24 protein-coding genes are annotated in these 17,367 nt (G+C 70.4%); 21 read left to right on the top strand and 3 right to left on the bottom strand.

The window, feature by feature from the left end:
• Positions 1–6: 6 nt before the first annotated feature.
• The 15 genes from ACFXDE_RS21030 (at position 7) to ACFXDE_RS20960 (ending at position 6,995) form a co-directional block, all read left to right on the top strand.
• A complete protein-coding gene (locus tag ACFXDE_RS21030; RefSeq protein WP_380496284.1) occupies positions 7–237 on the top strand; it encodes a hypothetical protein in 231 nt (76 codons plus the stop codon).
• Positions 234–1,067, top strand: a complete 834-nt coding sequence (locus ACFXDE_RS21025) for a hypothetical protein (protein ID WP_380496282.1) — start codon at positions 234–236, stop codon at positions 1,065–1,067. Before ACFXDE_RS21030 ends, ACFXDE_RS21025 begins: the two co-directional genes overlap by 4 nt.
• 52 nt (positions 1,068–1,119) lie before the next feature.
• Complete coding sequence (locus tag ACFXDE_RS21020) at positions 1,120–1,299, top strand: hypothetical protein (RefSeq protein WP_380496280.1); 180 nt, start codon at positions 1,120–1,122, stop codon at positions 1,297–1,299.
• 46 nt (positions 1,300–1,345) lie between these two features.
• Positions 1,346–1,654, top strand: a complete 309-nt coding sequence (locus ACFXDE_RS21015) for an antirestriction protein ArdA (RefSeq protein ID WP_380496278.1) — start codon at positions 1,346–1,348, stop codon at positions 1,652–1,654.
• A gap of 100 nt (positions 1,655–1,754) precedes the next feature.
• Positions 1,755–2,087 (top strand): hypothetical protein, encoded by a 333-nt coding sequence (locus ACFXDE_RS21010; protein WP_380496276.1) that lies wholly within the window; start codon positions 1,755–1,757, stop codon positions 2,085–2,087.
• 92 nt (positions 2,088–2,179) lie between these two features.
• On the top strand, positions 2,180–2,599 hold the full coding sequence (locus ACFXDE_RS21005; RefSeq protein WP_380496274.1) for a hypothetical protein: 420 nt from the start codon (positions 2,180–2,182) through the stop codon (positions 2,597–2,599).
• A gap of 62 nt (positions 2,600–2,661) precedes the next feature.
• Positions 2,662–2,907, top strand: a complete 246-nt coding sequence (locus ACFXDE_RS21000) for a hypothetical protein (RefSeq protein WP_380496272.1) — start codon at positions 2,662–2,664, stop codon at positions 2,905–2,907.
• On the top strand, positions 2,904–3,137 hold the full coding sequence (locus ACFXDE_RS20995; RefSeq protein ID WP_380496270.1) for a hypothetical protein: 234 nt from the start codon (positions 2,904–2,906) through the stop codon (positions 3,135–3,137). The genes ACFXDE_RS21000 and ACFXDE_RS20995 overlap by 4 nt, the downstream gene beginning before the upstream one ends.
• Positions 3,134–3,283 (top strand): hypothetical protein, encoded by a 150-nt coding sequence (locus tag ACFXDE_RS20990; protein WP_380496268.1) that lies wholly within the window; start codon positions 3,134–3,136, stop codon positions 3,281–3,283. The genes ACFXDE_RS20995 and ACFXDE_RS20990 overlap by 4 nt, the downstream gene beginning before the upstream one ends.
• Before the next feature lie 38 nt (positions 3,284–3,321).
• Positions 3,322–3,792 (top strand): hypothetical protein, encoded by a 471-nt coding sequence (locus tag ACFXDE_RS20985; RefSeq protein WP_380496266.1) that lies wholly within the window; start codon positions 3,322–3,324, stop codon positions 3,790–3,792.
• An 89-nt stretch (positions 3,793–3,881) separates the two neighbouring features.
• On the top strand, positions 3,882–4,064 hold the full coding sequence (locus ACFXDE_RS20980) for a hypothetical protein (protein ID WP_380496264.1): 183 nt from the start codon (positions 3,882–3,884) through the stop codon (positions 4,062–4,064).
• 50 nt (positions 4,065–4,114) lie between these two features.
• Positions 4,115–4,606, top strand: a complete 492-nt coding sequence (locus tag ACFXDE_RS20975; RefSeq protein WP_380496261.1) for a hypothetical protein — start codon at positions 4,115–4,117, stop codon at positions 4,604–4,606.
• 92 nt (positions 4,607–4,698) lie between these two features.
• Positions 4,699–5,388: a hypothetical protein gene (locus tag ACFXDE_RS20970; protein ID WP_380496259.1), complete on the top strand. Its 690-nt coding sequence runs from the start codon at positions 4,699–4,701 to the stop codon at positions 5,386–5,388.
• 75 nt (positions 5,389–5,463) lie between these two features.
• Complete coding sequence (locus ACFXDE_RS20965) at positions 5,464–5,943, top strand: hypothetical protein (protein ID WP_380496257.1); 480 nt, start codon at positions 5,464–5,466, stop codon at positions 5,941–5,943.
• A gap of 221 nt (positions 5,944–6,164) precedes the next feature.
• Positions 6,165–6,995: a hypothetical protein gene (locus tag ACFXDE_RS20960; protein WP_380496255.1), complete on the top strand. Its 831-nt coding sequence runs from the start codon at positions 6,165–6,167 to the stop codon at positions 6,993–6,995.
• 712 nt (positions 6,996–7,707) lie between these two features.
• Here the strand turns inward: ACFXDE_RS20960 and ACFXDE_RS20955 are convergent.
• Positions 7,708–8,262, bottom strand: a complete 555-nt coding sequence (locus ACFXDE_RS20955; protein WP_380496253.1) for a GNAT family N-acetyltransferase — start codon at positions 8,260–8,262, stop codon at positions 7,708–7,710.
• Positions 8,255–9,514: a hypothetical protein gene (locus ACFXDE_RS20950; RefSeq protein WP_380496250.1), complete on the bottom strand. Its 1,260-nt coding sequence runs from the start codon at positions 9,512–9,514 to the stop codon at positions 8,255–8,257. Before ACFXDE_RS20950 ends, ACFXDE_RS20955 begins: the two co-directional genes overlap by 8 nt.
• Positions 9,515–9,810: 296 nt before the next feature.
• Between ACFXDE_RS20950 and ACFXDE_RS20945 the strand changes: the two genes are divergently transcribed.
• The 5 genes from ACFXDE_RS20945 (at position 9,811) to ACFXDE_RS20925 (ending at position 13,938) form a co-directional block, all read left to right on the top strand.
• The gene (locus ACFXDE_RS20945) at positions 9,811–10,335 is read left to right on the top strand and encodes an ATP-binding protein (protein WP_380496247.1); all 525 of its coding nucleotides are present in this window, start codon (positions 9,811–9,813) and stop codon (positions 10,333–10,335) included.
• Between the two features lie 286 nt (positions 10,336–10,621).
• A complete protein-coding gene (locus ACFXDE_RS20940) occupies positions 10,622–10,759 on the top strand; it encodes a hypothetical protein (protein ID WP_380496245.1) in 138 nt (45 codons plus the stop codon).
• 81 nt (positions 10,760–10,840) lie between these two features.
• Positions 10,841–12,652 (top strand): albusnodin/ikarugamycin family macrolactam cyclase, encoded by a 1,812-nt coding sequence (locus ACFXDE_RS20935; RefSeq protein ID WP_380496243.1) that lies wholly within the window; start codon positions 10,841–10,843, stop codon positions 12,650–12,652.
• Positions 12,639–13,379: a lasso peptide biosynthesis B2 protein gene (locus ACFXDE_RS20930; RefSeq protein ID WP_380496241.1), complete on the top strand. Its 741-nt coding sequence runs from the start codon at positions 12,639–12,641 to the stop codon at positions 13,377–13,379. Before ACFXDE_RS20935 ends, ACFXDE_RS20930 begins: the two co-directional genes overlap by 14 nt.
• Positions 13,369–13,938, top strand: a complete 570-nt coding sequence (locus tag ACFXDE_RS20925; protein ID WP_380496238.1) for a GNAT family N-acetyltransferase — start codon at positions 13,369–13,371, stop codon at positions 13,936–13,938. Before ACFXDE_RS20930 ends, ACFXDE_RS20925 begins: the two co-directional genes overlap by 11 nt.
• An 82-nt stretch (positions 13,939–14,020) precedes the next feature.
• Here ACFXDE_RS20925 and ACFXDE_RS20920 read toward each other — a convergent pair whose 3' ends face one another.
• Positions 14,021–14,296: a hypothetical protein gene (locus tag ACFXDE_RS20920; protein ID WP_380496236.1), complete on the bottom strand. Its 276-nt coding sequence runs from the start codon at positions 14,294–14,296 to the stop codon at positions 14,021–14,023.
• A 199-nt stretch (positions 14,297–14,495) separates the two neighbouring features.
• Between ACFXDE_RS20920 and ACFXDE_RS20915 the strand changes: the two genes are divergently transcribed.
• A complete protein-coding gene (locus ACFXDE_RS20915; protein ID WP_380496234.1) occupies positions 14,496–17,327 on the top strand; it encodes a ricin-type beta-trefoil lectin domain protein in 2,832 nt (943 codons plus the stop codon).
• The last annotated feature ends 40 nt before the right edge of the window (positions 17,328–17,367 follow it).

The raw sequence follows: 17,367 nt of genomic DNA, 5'->3' as shown, positions 1-17,367 counted from the left end.
CCCGCGATGAACCCCCGCCTCGCCCTCGCCGCGCTCACCCTGTCCGCCGCAACCGCCGTCGGCGGGTGGCTGGTCGGCCACTCGACCGCCCAAACGGCCGTGCCCGAATCCGTGCAGGTCGAAGCCTTCAACGACGGGTGGGCAACCGGCATGCAAGACGCCTGCGACCAGGGCGCGGCCTACGCCTGCGACTGGCTCGCCACCACCACCCGCACCACGGCAAGGAACGCACCATGAACGCCACACTCGCCCCCGAACTCGCCGACGCCGTAGACCAGTTCGGAGCGCGGTACGACACCGCGCGGAACCTACTCGAAGCAGCCGAAGCGGGCGGCTGGGCCCGGATAGCCCTGGTGATGGACGTCTCGGGGTTCCTGGAGGACGGGGACCACTGGTACGCCACCGAGGCGGAACAGGTACTCGCGGCGTCCAACTACGCAGCCGCCAAGCGCTGGTTCGAGGAGGAGTGCGGGCCGATCGGCGAAGCGTGGGACGACACGGGTTGGCTCATGTACGACGCGGACAACCCGGCCGCCGTCGCGGTGGCCGAGCGCGTCACGGCAGCGCTGCACGGCTACCCGATCTTGGACGAGACGGACCACGGCGAACGCGAGTGGGAAGCCATGGTGGAGGAGGTGGAGGGGTCACCCCTCACCCTGCCCGACGGGGTGGACGGCGCGGACGTGCTGCGCGAACTGCCCTGCCCCCAACTCGGTTGCATCACCATGGACATGGTGGAAGAGGCCCTGTCCGGCATGGGGTACGCGCAGTGCTCCGACTGTGACGACTGGCTGACCCCGATGACCGCCCGGAGCGGCGAACCCCTGTGCCGTGACTGCGCGTTGGAAGTGACGCGCCCGGTCGAAACCTCCGTCTGGGTACCGGCAGACGGCGACGTGACCCGGGCCCGCACCCTCTACGGCCAGGGCAAGCCGCTGACCGCCGTTCTCCTGCCCTACCTCGACGGCTACGCCACTCAGCAGGGGGCCGCGTACCGCGAGGACGTCCGGGCCATCGTGCGCGGCTCCCGGCAGGGCTACCGCGCCGTGTACGGCCGGGCCGCGTAGGCAACAGGCCCCACCCCCTCCAACTACCGCACCACAGAACGGAAGTACCACCATGACCCGCGCCGACATGATCCGCCTGTCCGGCTACTGGCCCCGTCTCGCCAAGCTCGGGATGGACCACCCCGAGGACGTGCACGCGATGTTCGACGCCTTCCGCGACATGCGCGCCGAAGGGGAGACCGGCCTAGACCTCCTGCTCGATGAGCTTTTCGACGGCCCGCACACGGTCTGACCGCCCCCGCCCCGACTCCCACCGCACCGACCCGAGAGAGACCCCCGTGAGCCGCACCGCTGACTACCTGACCGAGCTTGCTGAAGACGCCGGAGTCGTCGCAGAGCTCGAAGCCCTCACCGCCTACGCCGCACTCGTCGGCAACGCCGAGTACGCCGTCGAGACCTTCGAAGACGCCTACGCGGGCGAGTGGGAGAGCCTGGAGGACTTCGCCCATGACCAGCTCATGGAGATGGACGACGAGTACCGCGCGGCGATGGAGAGTTGCCGGGGGTGGCGTCCCGAGCTGGACATGATCGCGTGGGAGTGCGACTACTCCCACACCGCCAGCGGGCACGTCTTCCGGACCCTCTGAGCTGTGCCCCCTTGGTGAGGCCCAGCGCCCCCGCCGGGCCCCCGCCATGGGTGCACAGACACCAGGCGCCACCCCCTCACCGCCACTCCTGGAGACAGCCATGCCCGAGAACACCCCGAACCCCACCCCCGCCAACGTGGACGAGACGTTCACCTCGCTGGTCGCAGACCTCCCCGACCCCGAAATCTACGCCACCACCGACCAGTTCGCGTGTGAGGAGTGCGGCGGCCTGATCGAAGCGGCAGCGCCCCTGTGGTTCAACGTCACCCGCCGTGCCGACGGAACCCCCGCCCTGGACGTGTACGGCGTCGGGATCGAAGCAGCCACGATCAGCTGCGCCGACTGCGGCCGGGACGCCGGGGACCACCTGAACCGGCTGATCACCAACGCCATGAGCCCGATCGACGCCGCGTTGACTGGCCTGGAGGTCTGAGCCGCTTCGGTAGCGGCCGGACACCCCGGCCCCTGCCGTGGCCGCTCTGGCACCAGAGCCCACCCCCCACCCGAACTGAAGGAAGCGCCACCGTGAGCACCACCACCTACACCCTTGACCTGTTGGAACCCGCCGGAGACTGGGCCGGGTTCATGCGGTCCGGCCGCAGCACCGTCCACCCGGCCGCGCGCGGTGCCGCGTGGGACGTCCTGGAGGAACTGGAGGACACCGACCGGGCCGCCGTGGTCTACACCCTGGCCCGGGACCTCACCACCGCCCCCTACGCACTGGTCATGTGGCAAGCCGGACAGCCGGTCGCGCTGGTTGCCGACACGGCCAACGGCGGGGACTACGTCGTTTCCTGGCAGGACACCGGGACCGGCCGCCGGTACTGCCGCACCTACCGCCACCCGCGCGACGCCATGGCGGCGGTAGGTGCCGCCCGGATCTACGCCAACCTCCGGCTGATCGGCTACAGCCCCAACCTGGACGGCCTGGAGTGGCAGCGGTGAACACGGTCCGCGCCCGCTGACACCAGGCTCCACCCCCTCACCCGAACCGAAGGAACAGCGCCATGTCCACCGCCCAGCTGCAATCGCTCGTTGACCGCGTCCGGCGCAACGAAGCCGACTGGGAAGCCACCTTCCACGAGTGCATCCCGACCTACGACCCGGACTGCGACGACCAGCCCGCCGAAGACCGCTACATGGGCGACTACGACGAGATGGACACCGACCGCGCCCACAACTGCCGGGAACTGCTGCTCGACCTCACCGCCGAACTCGAAGCTCTCATCTGCGAGATGGAGGGCGGCCGGTGATCAGCCCCAAGGACTTCGCGCTGCTCTCCCACTGGGCCTTCCTCGACCAGATCGGGGCCGACGTCGCCGACCCCGACGGCACCGACGCTCGGCGACTCGCCGAGGCCGGATACCTCACCCCCGGGGCCGTGGCCGAGTACTGGCGGGTCACCCGCGCCGGACAGGCCGCCCGCGCCGAGTACACCAGGGCCCACCCGATCGGCCGGCGCGTCGGCGGCATCCCGCTGTGACTGATCCGGACGACTTCGAGATAGACCCCGCCGAGCTGGACGAGCTGCGCGCCCGCGTCGCCGCCGTCACCGCCTCGAACACCACGCTGCGCGCGGAACTCGCGGACATCAGGACGGACGTGCTCCGCCTCCTCCTGAGCCGCTGACACCAGGCCCCACCCCCTCTCCACGGAACGGAACACCGATGAACACCCGCGACCAGTACGAAGCCCTTCAGGTCCAGCTCGGCGACCACGCCGCGATGACCGGCGCGAAGGCGTACGCCACGGAGGACGACAGCCCGAGCACCAGCCCGCACGTCCTGGCCCAGCGGCTCGCCCGCCACTCCGTCCACCACGGCGCGACCGTCACCCCGGAGGCGGGCGGAGCGGTCACCGTCGAGTGGCCCCGCCCCGGCCGCACCGTCCGCGTGGTGTGGCGGCCGGTGATCCGGGCTCAGTGGGTCAACCTCGCGGAAGAGATGCCCGGGTGGACCGCCGACAGCCGGGCCTACGGCAAGGGAGCCGAGGACGCGAGCCGGATGCGCGGCTGGCGGCTCAGCCGCGCGGGCTACCGGGCCTGGGCCGAAGCCGTCGGCCTGAGCGGCGACGACGGCGAGTGGTTCGCCTACGCGACCGGCCACACCGACTGGTGGATCTCGCACGAGGGCCGCTGACACCAGGCCCCACCCCCGGCCGGCATCGAGCCGCCCCGATGCCAGCCGGACCCCAGCCCCCACCCCCGCACCACCCGCAGGAGACCGCTGTGCCCCGCTTCACCGTCCACATCGACAACACCGAGACCTTCCGCTTCGTCGTGGAAGCCGACGACTACGAGGCCGCCGAGGCCGAAGCCCTCGCCGCCTTCGAGAGCGACGCCCGCAGCGACGCCTACATCCACGGCCACGAACCGACCGTCTACGACGCGGAGTTGCTGGAGACCGTCTGACCTCACCGCTGACACCAGGCCCCACCCCCGCACCACCGCAGGAGACACCAGTGCCCGCCCCCGCCGCCCTCACCACCACGCTCCGCCTGCCCGGCGAGAAGAAGCCTGTCGTCGTCACCACCCCGGCCAACCAGCGCGGCGCGCAGAACAAGCACACCAAGGCCGTGCAGCTCGCCCTGGACGTGCCCACCGCCAGCGGGCCCGGCAAGGCCGTGAAGATCGGGGCCGACTCCCGGCGCATCCCGCAGCCCAGCAAGGTCCGCAGCAAGGGCCGGGGCTGGCAGCGCTGGACCGAGGCCAACGGCCGGGTGCGGTACGGCGTCGCCAGCGAGGTGAACCCGCAGCAGGCCGGACTCGGCTGGGCCGGGCTCACCGCCCGCTCCGTCGTCCCGGCCGATGGAGGCGAGGCGTTCGCCATCTACCGCACCGGTCCCGTCGGCTCGGACTGGGCCCGTGAAGGCGACCACGTCCGGATGGTCCCCGCCCTCCTCCAGGACTGCCTGCCCGGCCTGCTCGTCAGCAGCACCGAACTGGCGGCCTGACCCGCCCCGGTGCGGCCCGGACGATCGTCCGGACCGTGCCGAGGCCCGGCCAGACCCCAGGCCCCACCCCCGACCACCGACGAACGGACCCTATGACCGCGCACAACCCGCAGGACGCCCTGGCCCCCCTGCGCGCCGAGTTGCTGACGCTCGCCGAAGGGCTTGCCCAGGCCCTCGGTGCCGCCGAGTGGACCGTCGAACCGCGCCGGATACCCGACTGGCACCCCTGCGTCGAACTCGTCCGCACCGAAGACGGGGCCCGCATCCTGATCCAGCAGGAACGCCTGCGCCAAGGCCGGTGGTGGGTGCACGGCGTGCTCCCCGACGCCAACACCTACTACTACCGCCACGACTTGGAGGCCGGGGACATCACCGTCACCCGGGCCAAGACCCCGGCCCAGGTCGCCCAGGACATCCAGCGGCGGCTGCTGCCCACCCTGGACGCGGCAGTCGCGGAGATGAGCACCAGGCAGCATCGGCACCTGGCCGACGTCCACGAGGTCACCACCGTGGCCCGCCGACTGAAGGCCGTGCCGCTCACCATCGGCCAGCCGCCCGGCGAAGCGACCCGGCGCAACGGCGAGGACAACACCCGCACCCTGCGGTGGAACCAGGGCCCCGGGACCTCTTGGACCTCGCCCCACGCCGAGGTCAAGGTCAGCCGCGCCCGTTTCAGCGGCATCGAGATCACGTGCTCGCACCTCACTCCCGACATGGCCGAGGCCGTCCTGCTGGCCCTGGTCGCCTCGCTGCCCGCCGAGAAGCCGGTGAAGGCCGCGTAGGCACCAGAGCCCACCCCCGCCAGCGGCCGGCCGCTGGCACCAGGCCCCACCCCGAGCCCCCAGGAGAACCGCAGCATGCCCAAGTACATCGTCGCCGTGGACGTGATCGACGTGCACCTGGTGACCGTCCTCGCCTCCAGCCCTGAAGCCGCCGAGGCCGAGGCCGAGCGCATCATCACGGCCGACCGGACGAAGTGGTTCGACCACACCGAGCCCGTGCTCGTCAGTGACGCTCTGACCGAAGCCGAGTGGGACGCCCAGGAAGAGGCCATCAACCGCCGCAGCAACGGGCACCAGGCCCCGCCCCGCGCCCGCCGGCCGAAGGACACCACCCCCGCGGCCAAGTTCAAGGCTCCCCGCACCGACCACCACGCCGACGGCTCCGAGTGCCCGCCCAGTCACAAGCACACCAGCACGGGCAGGCCACTGACCGAAGGGTGCCCCGGGCGGGCGTACTCCACCGCCACCTGCACGTGCGGGTGGACCACCCGCAACACCGCCAAGGGCTACACCGACGAGACCCGCAAGCGGCACCTGGCCACCGTTCACGGCTGAGCCCGCCGACACCAGGCCCCACCCTGCCCCCCCGGGGTGGGGTCGGTGTCGAAGTGCCGGGTGTCAGAGCCCGGTTGGCATTGAGTTCCACCGTAAGAGTGCTGTTTATAGATCTTTTTAAGAGTGTCAAAAAAAATGACACTAACGACACCACCCTTCCGCCGTACTACCCCCCCTCCACCGCCCAGCCTGACCACAGGCCCCACCCCCAGGAGACCCCAGTGACCACCCCCGCCCGCGCCCCCTGGATACCCGGAGGCGGGACCGCCCTGGAGTGGGGGCTGCGCATCGCGTGCCCGGTCGGCGTCGGCCCCGCCGGCCTCTCCGGTGGGGGTGGGGCAGTCTGGTGCCTGGACTGCGGCGACCGGTACGCAGGGCGCCCCGCCCAGGTCGGCGACGACCACCACCACCGCGACGACGACGCCCACCACATTGCCCGCCTCCACGCCGACGAGCACGAAGGTGAGTTCCGCAGGTTCGTCGCAGCCGAGCGCACCCGCGAAGCCCGCGAGAACTCCGGGTGGACCACCCGAGTACACGCCCTCGTCGCAGCGGCCACCGGGGAGGACTACAGCGGAGTGTGGTGGGACGGCAGCGGCTACCGCCTCGTCCCCGCCGGGGCCCGCATCGACGCCAAGGGCCGCCGAGTACGCCGCCGCGTGGTCGAGCTGGTGATCGCCGCCGGGTTCCTCCGCCAGGAGGAGAACGGGGACGTGGTCGCCACCGCCGACGGCCGCGCCATGCTCACCATCTGGCGACACCACCGCACCCACCTCGCCGAGCCGTGGCCCGCCCGCCACGAACCCCAGGCCCTACCCCCGCTGCCAGGTGGCGAGGAGGACCAACGGCGCAAGGAAGCCGCCCGTCAGCGGCAGGTGGAGATGGAACGCCGCCACGCCGAGACCAGCGCCGAGCTTCAGCGGCTCCGCGAGCGGGCCGAGCGCGAGTACCAGGTCGAGCGCGCAGCCAAGCGCCAGCTCCGGGCCGACGAGCAGGCTGAGCGCGAACGCGCTGAGCGGGCCCGAAGCGGACAGGACATCGACCTGACGTAGTCCGCGGTGGGTGCCGGCCACGACCGCCGACTCGTCGTCACCCTCAACACCACTGACTTCCCGGCCGACACGTACGAGATCCGGGAGAACGGCCACTTCCACTCCCGCCACCAATACGATCACCACGCCGAGGCCGCCGTGCGGCAGTTGCTCGCCGACGGAGTCGAGATCGGCGAGCGGACACCAGAGCCCACCCCCGCGGCCTCCGCTCACCACTGCTCGACCGGCCCTGCCGGCCGCTGGCACCAGACCCCGCCCTCACCCTCAGCTGCCCGAACGGAAGGACACCCCGCTGCAACCCCACCCCGCCAATCTGCTGCCCGACGGCCAATGGGACGACCGAGTCTTCGACCTCACCTACGAGGGACGGCCCGGCCACTACCGAGTCGTCCGGGGCCTGGGCGAACAGATCGGTACCGTTCAACTCCGCGGTGGCGCGTGGATACCGAAGAGCACCGAAGGCACCCCGCCGGGCACCCTCCCGCACGGGTACGGCTACCAGATCAGAGCCATGGCCGGCATCGAGCTGTCCGTCTCCGTCCCGCTCCCGCCTCCGGAGGAAGAGGAGAAGTACCGGGTGGCACCAGGGCCTACCCCCTCGTAGTCCTGCTGGTCGGGCGCTCTTGCTGGTCAACCCACCATCGAGCAGGCGAAGCTCAGCAGTCTGAACGGTTCGGCCCCCGGATTCCTCCGGGGGCCAGCCCCGTTGCTGCTATTTCAGCGGTTCCTTCATCATCACGGAGAAGACCGGCGAGTCGGAGAAGGGCTGCTGACTTCCGGCCTCGGAGTACCCCCACGACTCGTAAACGGCCTTCAGCTTGCCGTCAGCGGCGTTCGGATCGACCAGAAGCGTTGCCCGCTCCTCGGTCCGCCCGCTCATCACTTCGTCATGCAGTTGCTTCGAGACACCCTTCCCGCGCCAGGCACTTCGCACAGCGATCTCGTTGAACGCCAGGGTGCGCTGACCGGTCTCGGTCGTGAAGCCCTCGGGGACCGGGGTGATCATCGAGGACCACCACTGCGTTGTCGGACCGAGCGGAACCACATAGCAGAAACCAACCGGCTCGCCCCCGTCGTACCCGATCACGGCTTCCCACCCGTCCCGGGACGAGTGGCCCGTCAGACGCTCGCCGAAGCGCTCAACCGAGTAGAACGGCAGGTGCATCAGGCCGAAGTCGCCGCGGACCTCCACATGCAGATCAAGGATGGCCTGGCGGACTTCCTCCACATTGGTGGCGTGGCGGAAGGTCAAGGTGGTCTCAGACATTCGCTTCCCTCCGATGAGCAGTCCAGGCTCGGGTGTGCGGACTACCTGGTGCGACCTTAGCGAGGCCCGCACTGAAGCGGTTGAGTAGATGCCCAGTTCGACCACGGGCCGCAGAAGCCGGCACCTGCTGTGCAGTCGCCACGGCCGCCTCGATCTCGTTCTGACGGAGCTGCGCGTTCGCCAAGTAGGACAGCGAGAGGTTCCTGTTGCGCTGCATCGACGGCCGGAGTAGCGACAGGTTCCGGTGAGCGTGCCCTTCAGCCTCTGCCCACAGACCGCTTTCGAAGGTAGCGATCAGAGAGAGGAGTTCCAGTTCGGCTTCATCGTAGAAGGCCGTCCAGGTCGGTCGTGGGGCATGCATATCGGTACGGCCGTATGCGTCCTTGGCGAACCCGATACTCCGGGCCATTGCGGTGACGTCGCCGGCGTTCGAGTGGTGGATGGCCATCCGGGCGTGAACCAGGGACGCGTAGAACGGGTCACGACGGATGATCGACGTTGTGCGGGCCGCGTCTTCTGCCGCCATCGCGGCCGGGAACCTACTGGTCTGCCGGTAGAGGGATGCAGCGTGCCCCCAGACCCGGACCTGCGTAGACGGATCTCCAGAGAGACCAGCCAGGGTCACAGCCTGGTTCAGGTGCAGCTCTGCGGCTTCAAGGCGGCGACCGTCGATCGCGGCCCACATCGCTGAGGACGTCAGCGAAGCGGCAGTCGAGTAGAGACGGCCGCGAATGCGCTGACTCACACTTCCTTGTTGCTGAAGTACGAGCGCTTGCTGCGCCAGGCCAGCAGCTCGCCGTTCGAGGTCTTCAGTCCCTCCGCCCTGATCATCTGAGGCGATGATGGCGGCAAGCTCTCGGTCCATCTGGTCGGCGTCGGAAGCGCCTACTCGGTAGCGGGTCGCACCGCCGGGCGTGGCTGCCGCGACGGCGGCGATGGGAGCTGTGGCAAGGAATGTACGTCGCTTCACGCGGCCCTCCGGGGACAGCGCCGACCGGATCACGGCTGGCGCGGTGAAGCCCAGTTCTTCGGCTGAGCAGTCAAATACTGCCTCTAACGCGACACACGTGGCAGCCTTCGGCCGCTTCACCCTCCCATGTACAAGATCGGACACCGTTCGATCGCTGAACGTCCCCCGCTTGCCCGTCAGCTCTTCGAGCCTGCGGTTCATCTCCGTGGCCAGCTCGCGGAAGCTGTAGCCGTCCCGTTCGACTCTCTGAGCGAACGTCATGTCGGATGAGTGATCCACCATGCACGTACCGTACAGCTGGACCTGGAGCAGCGCGCCGAGAAGTACCAAGGAAGTGCAAAATCCTCCGGTGCCTTGCAGACAGGAAGCACGGATTCTTCGGTTCTCCCGCTTCCCAAACGGTCGTTGAATGGTCGTCAGTCAAGCGGCACAGCGGCTCCCCCGGGCTTACGCCCTTGGCCTGCCGGCTGCCGCAGGTGTCCATCGGTCAGCATCTGCGGCAGCCAGGCACCAAGACCACCGACGACTGAAACGCGGTCGCCCAGACGAGTTTCGAGCAAGCACCCACAGGAGTTCGCGTGTCCCCCGACCTTCTTCCGGCCCCCGTCGAGTTCCACATCACCTCCCAGGACAGTAACCCCGTGTTCCAGGCCCGGGAGACCGTCGAGCGGATCATTCAGGACTGGGGCGTGCCGCTGTCCCGGGCCGGCATCTCGGACCTCAAGCTCTGCACGAGTGAGGTTGTCGCCAACGCCCTCAAGCACGCCGGCTCCGAGTGCTGGATCAAGGTGATCTGGACGGGCGAGCATCTGAAGATCGAAGTGCAGGACCGCTCGCTCCGCCTGCCCCACATGCCCAAGGCGGGCGAAGACGACGAGTCCGGTCGCGGTCTGCTCCTGGTGGAGTCGTTCGCGCAGTCCTGGGGCTGGGAGCCCAAGGGACTCGGCAAGACCGTCTTCTTCCTCATTCGCCCCGACGTGCTTCCGGACGATCAGCTCCTCGCGCGGCTGGTCCGCGTTGCCGCCGCAGATCCGGCCCTGACCGCCGACCCCGTGGCCTCCGAGCCTCAGGTCCTTTCGGCCCGGGGCCTGGTACTCGCGTGAGCAAGGCCGCGAAGCCGGGCGGGTGCAAGACGTGCGAGGGCCTGCGTGAGCTCGCTCTGACTGAGGGCCAGAAGTTCACTTCGCTGATCCCCTCCATCGAGCGGTGCAAGGCGATCCACCGCCCGTCCTGCCCGCTCAGTCCGCAGAAGACACGGCGCTGAGGCGCCCCACATTCTCCCGTGTTCGGGGAGGCGTTCATTTGCTTCCCTCGTCCCCCGGCATGGGCTCAAGCTCCGTCGGCATCTCCGACGGGTTGTTGCACCACCCAGCAGGAAGGAACCGAGAGATGAACGTGAACGAGCCCATCATCGCGGCCGACGAGGACGACGACGTGACCGTGATCGGCGACGCGGCGGCCCTCACCATGGGCGGCCAGGCTGACGGCGGCGAGGGCAAGCGGTTCGTGTACCAGTACGCCGGCTGATCCTCCCTCTGTAACTGCGGTGCGGCCCTTCGGGGCCGCACCGCTCCGCTTTCTGCCAATGACGCCAAGGGAAGGACCACCATGGCCTTCGGGGGCTTCAGCAGCTCCGCGACGGGCACGCCACACCCGTTGGGAGCAACACGGCTGCATCCGCAGTCGAGCGTATGGAAGGACGGAATGACGCCGACTCAGCTCTACGTCACGGAGAGCGGCCCGGCCCGCCGACTCTTCGTCCTCGGGCTGAGCGGTGCGCGGCCGGCGGATCTGAAGGCGTTGGGCGCTGGGCCCCTGCCGGCCGATCTGGCGTGGCGGTGGCCGGGGGCCTACGCGGTGGTGAGCGAGGCCGAGCACGAGACCGTGATCTTCACCGACCCGGCTGCCGCGCAGCCGGTCTATGTTGCCCGGTTCGGCTCGGGGTGGGCCTGGTCGTCGTCGGCGCGGCTCCTCGCGGGGCTCAGCCGGGCCCCGGTCGATACGCGGCGGCTCGTGACGGCGGTGTTCACGCCACTGCTCCCGGCTCTCGTTGCGGGCCGGTCGTACTTCTCCGAGGTCGAGCAGTTGCCGCCGGGCGCGCGCATCCGGCTCGCTCCGGGCACGGCACCCCAGCTCACGAATCTCTGGCTACCGCAGCCGGGCCCCGAGCCAGTCGGCCGCCTCCGGGTCGAGCTTGAGAAGGCGGTGGGCCTGGGCTTAGGCGACGGCCCGTTCAGCACTGACCTGTCGGGCGGGCTCGACTCATCGTCCGTCACTCTCCTGGCGGCCCGCCAAGCACCCGACAGCATGCGCGTCGTTGCCGTGACGGTCCACCCTGAAGGGGATGAGTCGGGGGCCGACCTCCGGTTCGCCCGGCTCGTGGCGGACTCCATGCCCGGCAGGATCGAGCATCACCTACTGCCGACGAAACGCGAGCACCTGCCCTACACCGGGATCACCGACGTGCCCGCCGGCGATGAGCCGGCCCCATCCACCATGGCCTGGGCCGGGCTGCTCCGGCAGTTGGAATGGATGGCCGAGAAGTTCGACACCAGGCTCCATCTGACCGGCGACGGCGGAGATAGCGTCTGCTCGCAGCCGCCGGTCCACATTGCCGATCTTGTTCGGCACCGACAGCTCCGGGCCGCCTTCCACCAGGCCGCAGGCTGGGCCCGGCTCCGGCATCTGCCTCTCTCGAACATCCTCCGGCAGGCGGTCGCCGCGGCCCGTCTCTCCCGGGCCGACGCACTGTCCGTACTCGCCGCGCAGATCGGTCAGGGACCATCCTTGGCGGCCGGCACCGTCCACTGGTTCCCGGCCGTGCAGATCCCGGCATGGGCAGGTGCCGAAACCCTGCCGCTAGTGCGGGGGGAGATTGAGCGGGTGGCCGCCGCCCCTGACCCGCTCAAGGGGCTCGATGCCGGGGTCCGCACTGTCATAGATGAGGTGCGTGAGGTGGCCCGGACGGCGCAGGCGGATGCCGCGCTGGCGAAGGATGTTGGTATCCAACTTCGAAACCCGTTCTTGGACGCCAGCGTGGTCAACACCCTGCTGCGCGTCCCCCTCGAAGCCCGTGCACCCGTGTACGCCTACAAGCCGCAACTGGTGCGGGCGATGGGTGACCTGCTGCCGGCCCCGCTCGCCGCTCGCAGTACCAAGGGCTCGTTCAACGCCGACTTCTACACCGGCCGACGGGAAAACCTGGATGCCCTGCTCGGCCTGGCGGACGGATTCCTCGCCGCCCTCGGCCTGGTCGAGCCCCGGGCCCTTCGCCGCGTGCTGAAGCAAGCCGCAATGGGCATGCCCGTGCCGATGGGGGTTCTGGACCGGACGCTTGCCGTCGAGGCGTGGCTTCTGTCGCTGGACCGCGAGCCGGACCCGCAATGGGTTGAGGTACAAGAGGGGGATGACCGTGGCTGACTCGGCTCCGTTCGTGACCATGCCTGGGCACGTCCGTGGTGTGGACTTCGGGCATGCTGTCGTCCTGGTGAACTACCGCGACGGCCACGTGAGTACCCTTCCCGCGTCGGCCGGCGCGGCTCTCCGCCAGGCGGCCAGGTTCGGCAGCGCCCGACATCTCCCGGAGAAGCTGTTGGCCTCGCTGTTGGGCGGTGGGCTGCTGGTGGAGTCCGACCGGCCCCGTCCGTGGCGGGCCGTCCGCGAGGCGCAAGCGCCGAAGGCAAGCTGGGGCGGCGACGAGTTCCGGGCCGGTCTGACTCCGCTCCCGCCGGTTCCGCGTGTCCAGACGCTGGCGGCGGCGGCCGCCCTCGCTGTGGTCCACGCCGTCAAAGCCGCGGGCCCGGAGCATGAGGCGATGGGCCGCGTTCTCAAGCTGGTTCACTCTGCCGGCACGACGCGGCGGAGAACGCCAGCGACCGCCGGTGAAGCCGAACTGGCCGTTCATGCCGCACGTAGCGCGGGCTGGTACTCGCCCGGACGGACCAACTGCCTGGAGGAGTCGGCCGCTGCGATGCTGCTGCTCCAGCTGGCGGGTAGGGCTGCGGTTTGGCGTCACGGAGTCGCGCCCGACCCGATACGGTTGCACGCCTGGATCGAGACCGTGGACGGCACGCCCGTCGCCGAATCCACGTCAGTTGGCTTGTTCACAGCGATTCTTAGCATCCCCGGAGCACACCATGTCCGTTGAACAGATGATCTGGCTGTCCGCTGGCACCTGCGGGCTCGGCCCCCTTCGATCCGACCTGGCTGAGCAGTACTGGCGCTGGGAGGAGGACCCGAGTTCCCTGATCGGGTTCGGCCGTCCGGTTCCCGAGTCGCTGGCGAGCCGGACCCAGGGCCTTCAGCAGCAGCTCGCCGGTAGGAACATCAGGTTCACGGTCTACGACCTCACGGACGCCGAGAATCCGGTGCCCGCCGGCATGACCACGCTCCAGCCCGACAACTACGCGCGTACCGCCGAATACATCCTCGTCATCGCGCCCGAGGCGCGCGGCAAGGGCCTCGCTGCCACGGCAACCCGGCTGACGCTGGACTTCGGGTTCCACGTGGCAAACCTTCGGTCCGTCTGGCTCAAGGTGCTCGCGCCCAACGAGGCCGCCGTCCACGTCTATGAGAAGGCCGGCTTCAAGCACGTCGGCGCGATGCGCCAGGCCGGGTACTGGCGTGGCGCGGTGTGCGACGAGCTGATCATGGACGCACTGGCCTCGGAGTTCTCGGGCCCCAGTGTTCTGGCAGCAGCAGACTGACTCGCTCAGGGCTCCCCAGCGCGCCCCGGAGGCGCGGGGAAGGAAGGGGCCACGGCATCGTCGTGGCCCCTTGCACCTTCGCTCATTTCCGCAGGTCGGGAACAAGGTGCAAGCTCGGTGCGTTCTCCCAGGTGGTCGCCCACACCAGTTCGTACGGCAGGGCCAGCAGCTCCGGCCCGTGCAGCGGGTTGAGCCACACCCGCAGCGGCTCGACCCGCTCGCCCGGCGCCGGCCGGCGGCGCGCCACCCAGGAATCGGGCAGGACGTGGTGGGTGTCGTAGCCGTCGGGGCGCTGCTCCCCGGGGGCTGCGTAGGGGTTCAGGGGCCCGTCGACGTCGATGAGCAGAAGGGGCGTCATACCTGTTCATCCTGACCGTCCCCGGCCGGGTTGACTACCGGGTTTCCGGCCCCGGGGTGCTAGCGTCGCGGCGGCCCGGAAGAACCTGCCCGGGCCTCCACACGACAGAGCGTAAGGTCGGCAGACTCCGTTGATTTCCATACCGAGAGCGGCACAGCGCCCGCTCGCCCCGCGCGGCAGACGGGCCCTCGGCGCCACCGTGGCCACCGTACTGGCCGGCGCAGCCTTCGGGTTCGTCCCGGCGGCCGCCGCCGCGCCCGCGCAGGGCTCGCTGCAGGATCAGTTCCGGGCGGCGGCAACCGAGTTCCGGGTGCCGGAGGGCGTGCTGCTCGCGCTCTCCTACCAGGAGACCCGCTGGGACTCCCACCGGGGCGCGCCGAGCACGACCGGCAACTACAACGTCATGGGCCTGACCCAGGTCGACGTGGCCGCGGTCCGCGCGGCGCTGGCCGCCGGTCCGGGGCCCGACACGGCCGACGGCCGCGGCGACGACCTCCCGCCGCGACCGGTCTCCGGCACGCCCACCGCGCCGGCCGTCGAGGACGGCCCGGAGCTGCACACGCTCGACGCGGCGGCGGCGCTGATCCACCGTCCGGCGGACGACCTCAAGCGGGACGCCGCGCAGAGCGTCCGCGGCGGTGCGGCGCTGCTGGCCGAGTACCAGCAGGAGTCCCTGAAGCAGAGCGGCCGGGCCGCCTCGGCGGACCCGAGCGCCTGGTACCAGGCGGTGGCCCGGTTCAGCCGGTCCGGGGACGCGGGCGCGGCGAACCCGTTCGCCGACCGGGTCTTCGACACGCTGCGCAAGGGCGTCTCCCGGCAGACCGCCGAGGGCGAGACCGTCACCCTCGCGCCGGTCCCGGTCCCGAGCGTCCCGTCCACGGCGGCCCGGGCCGCCGCGTCGGCCCCCCTCACGGCCACCCGCGCCGCGTTCGTCACGACGGCGGCCGACACCGCGCCGGCGGGCACCGCCCCGGCCACCACGGCCACCACGGCCACCCCCGCCGCGGCGGCGGCCGACGGCAGCGTCGAGTGCCCAGCCTCGCTCGGCTGCGACTTCCAGCCCGCCGCGTACGCGCTCACCAACCCGAGCGACCCGACGTCCTACGGCAACTACACCAAGGCCAACCGCCCGGACGACGGCGACCGGATCCAGTACATCGTCATCCACGACACCGAGGGCGGCTTCGCCGGCTCGATCTCGGCGTTCCAGAACCCGAGCAACCAGGCCAGCGCCCACTACATGGTGCGTTCCTCGGACGGTCACGTCACCCAGCTGGTCAACACGAACAACGTGGCCTGGCACGCGGGCAACAAGACCGTCAACATGCACAGCATCGGCGTCGAGCACGAGGGCTACGCCTTCCCGACCGACCGCCCGACCTGGTACTCCGAGCAGCTCTACCAGTCCTCGGCCGCGCTGGTCGGCTACCTGGCGACCCGTTTCGGCATCCCGCTGGACCGCCAGCACATCATCGGCCACGACGACGTCCCCGGCCCGCTCCAGGCGAACGTGGCCGGGATGCACTGGGACCCGGGCACGTTCTGGGACTGGTCGCACTACATGGACCTGCTCGGCGCCCCGCTCAAGGCGGGCATCGGCGGCCTGCCGGCGGTCGGCGGCAAGGTCACCATCACCCCGGCCTTCGACGCCACCAACCAGCCCCCGGTGACCGGCACCGCCGACCGCCCGGAGAACTTCGTCTACCTGCGCACGGGCCCGGACCCGAGCGCCCCGCTGATCAACGGCGGCTCCACCAGGGCCGCCGACTGGAGCGACAAGGCCGTCACCGGCGCCTCCTACGTCGTCGCCGACCTGAGCGGCGACTGGACGGCCATCTGGTACGACGGCCAGAAGGCCTGGTTCTACAACCCCGGCGGCCAGAGCGCGACCGCCGACACCCGGCCCGGCCAGACCCTGCTGACCCCGAAGTCCGGCGCCGCCTCCATCCCGGTGTACGGGCGCAGCTACCCCGAGGCCTCCGCGTACCTCCCGTACCCCGCGATCACCGCGCAGGCCGTCACCCCGCTGAACGCCGCCGTGCCGGCCGGGCAGTCCTACGTCGCGGCGAGCGCGGCCCCGGTGCAGTCCGACTTCTACTACGGGCAGAACATCGACGGCAGCGCCCCCAACGACCGTACGCTGGTGGTGGGTTGCGACACCTACTACCCGATCCGCTACAACCACCGGCTGGCCTTCCTGAAGGCCTCCGACGTCGCGGGCGCCCCGGCCGCCGGGCCGTGCACCCAGCCGCCCACCCCGAGCGCGGGCGTGCTGCGCGGGGCGGGCTCCGGCCGCTGCCTGGACGTCCCGTTCGCGAGCCAGGCCAACGGCACGCAGCCCGACATCTGGGACTGCAACGGCGGCGCCAACCAGCAGTGGACCTACACCCCGGCCGGCCAGCTGACCGTCTACGGCGGCACCAAGTGCCTCGACGCCTACAACAACCAGACGGCACCGGGCACGGCCATCGACATCTACGACTGCAACGGCGGCGCCAACCAGCAGTGGCGTCGCAACGCCGACGGCACCGTGACCGGCCTCCAGTCCGGCCTGTGCATCGACATCACGCAGGCCGCCACCGCCAACGGCTCCGGCATCGCCCTGTGGACCTGCTCCGGCGCGGCCAACCAGCAGTGGCTCCGCACCGGCGCGCTGCTCGGCACCGCTTCCGGCCGCTGCCTGGACCTCCCGTTCGCGAGCCAGGCCAACGGCACCCAGCCCGACATCTGGGACTGCAACGGCGGCGGCAACCAGCAGTGGACCCACACCCCCGGCGGCCAGCTGACCGTCTACGGCGGCACCAAGTGCCTCGACGCCTACAACAACCAGACGGCACCGGGCACCAAGATCGACATCTACGACTGCAACGGCGGCGCCAACCAGCTGTGGCGGCTCAACGCCGACGGCACGGTCGTCGGCGTCCAGTCCGGTCTGTGCATCGACGTGACGCAGGCGGCGACCGCCAACGGCTCCGCGCTCTCGCTGTGGACCTGCTCCGGCGCGGCCAACCAGAAGTGGACCCTGGTCTGACCCCCGACCGGTAGGCACCGGAAACGGCCGCAGGCCCTTC

Source organism: Kitasatospora sp. NPDC059408, from assembly GCF_042751525.1.
Classification (GTDB): domain Bacteria; phylum Actinomycetota; class Actinomycetes; order Streptomycetales; family Streptomycetaceae; genus Kitasatospora.
Note: the sequence above shows the minus strand (reverse complement) of the source record. Positions and strands in the feature narration are given on the sequence as shown.

Bases quoted from the DNA above. Each gene is read 5' to 3' on its own strand.
- ACFXDE_RS21030 (WP_380496284.1), top strand. From the start codon at position 7: ATGAACCCCCGCCTCGCCCTCGCCGCGCTCACCCTGTCCGCCGCAACC.
- ACFXDE_RS21025 (WP_380496282.1), top strand. From the start codon at position 234: ATGAACGCCACACTCGCCCCCGAACTCGCCGACGCCGTAGACCAGTTC.
- ACFXDE_RS21020 (WP_380496280.1), top strand. From the start codon at position 1,120: ATGACCCGCGCCGACATGATCCGCCTGTCCGGCTACTGGCCCCGTCTC.
- ACFXDE_RS21010 (WP_380496276.1), top strand. From the start codon at position 1,755: ATGCCCGAGAACACCCCGAACCCCACCCCCGCCAACGTGGACGAGACG.
- ACFXDE_RS21000 (WP_380496272.1), top strand. From the start codon at position 2,662: ATGTCCACCGCCCAGCTGCAATCGCTCGTTGACCGCGTCCGGCGCAAC.
- ACFXDE_RS20985 (WP_380496266.1), top strand. From the start codon at position 3,322: ATGAACACCCGCGACCAGTACGAAGCCCTTCAGGTCCAGCTCGGCGAC.
- ACFXDE_RS20970 (WP_380496259.1), top strand. From the start codon at position 4,699: ATGACCGCGCACAACCCGCAGGACGCCCTGGCCCCCCTGCGCGCCGAG.
- ACFXDE_RS20965 (WP_380496257.1), top strand. From the start codon at position 5,464: ATGCCCAAGTACATCGTCGCCGTGGACGTGATCGACGTGCACCTGGTG.
- ACFXDE_RS20955 (WP_380496253.1), bottom strand. From the start codon at position 8,262: ATGTCTGAGACCACCTTGACCTTCCGCCACGCCACCAATGTGGAGGAA.
- ACFXDE_RS20950 (WP_380496250.1), bottom strand. From the start codon at position 9,514: ATGGTGGATCACTCATCCGACATGACGTTCGCTCAGAGAGTCGAACGG.
- ACFXDE_RS20940 (WP_380496245.1), top strand. From the start codon at position 10,622: ATGAACGTGAACGAGCCCATCATCGCGGCCGACGAGGACGACGACGTG.
- ACFXDE_RS20935 (WP_380496243.1), top strand. From the start codon at position 10,841: ATGGCCTTCGGGGGCTTCAGCAGCTCCGCGACGGGCACGCCACACCCG.
- ACFXDE_RS20930 (WP_380496241.1), top strand. From the start codon at position 12,639: ATGACCGTGGCTGACTCGGCTCCGTTCGTGACCATGCCTGGGCACGTC.
- ACFXDE_RS20925 (WP_380496238.1), top strand. From the start codon at position 13,369: ATGTCCGTTGAACAGATGATCTGGCTGTCCGCTGGCACCTGCGGGCTC.
- ACFXDE_RS20920 (WP_380496236.1), bottom strand. From the start codon at position 14,296: ATGACGCCCCTTCTGCTCATCGACGTCGACGGGCCCCTGAACCCCTAC.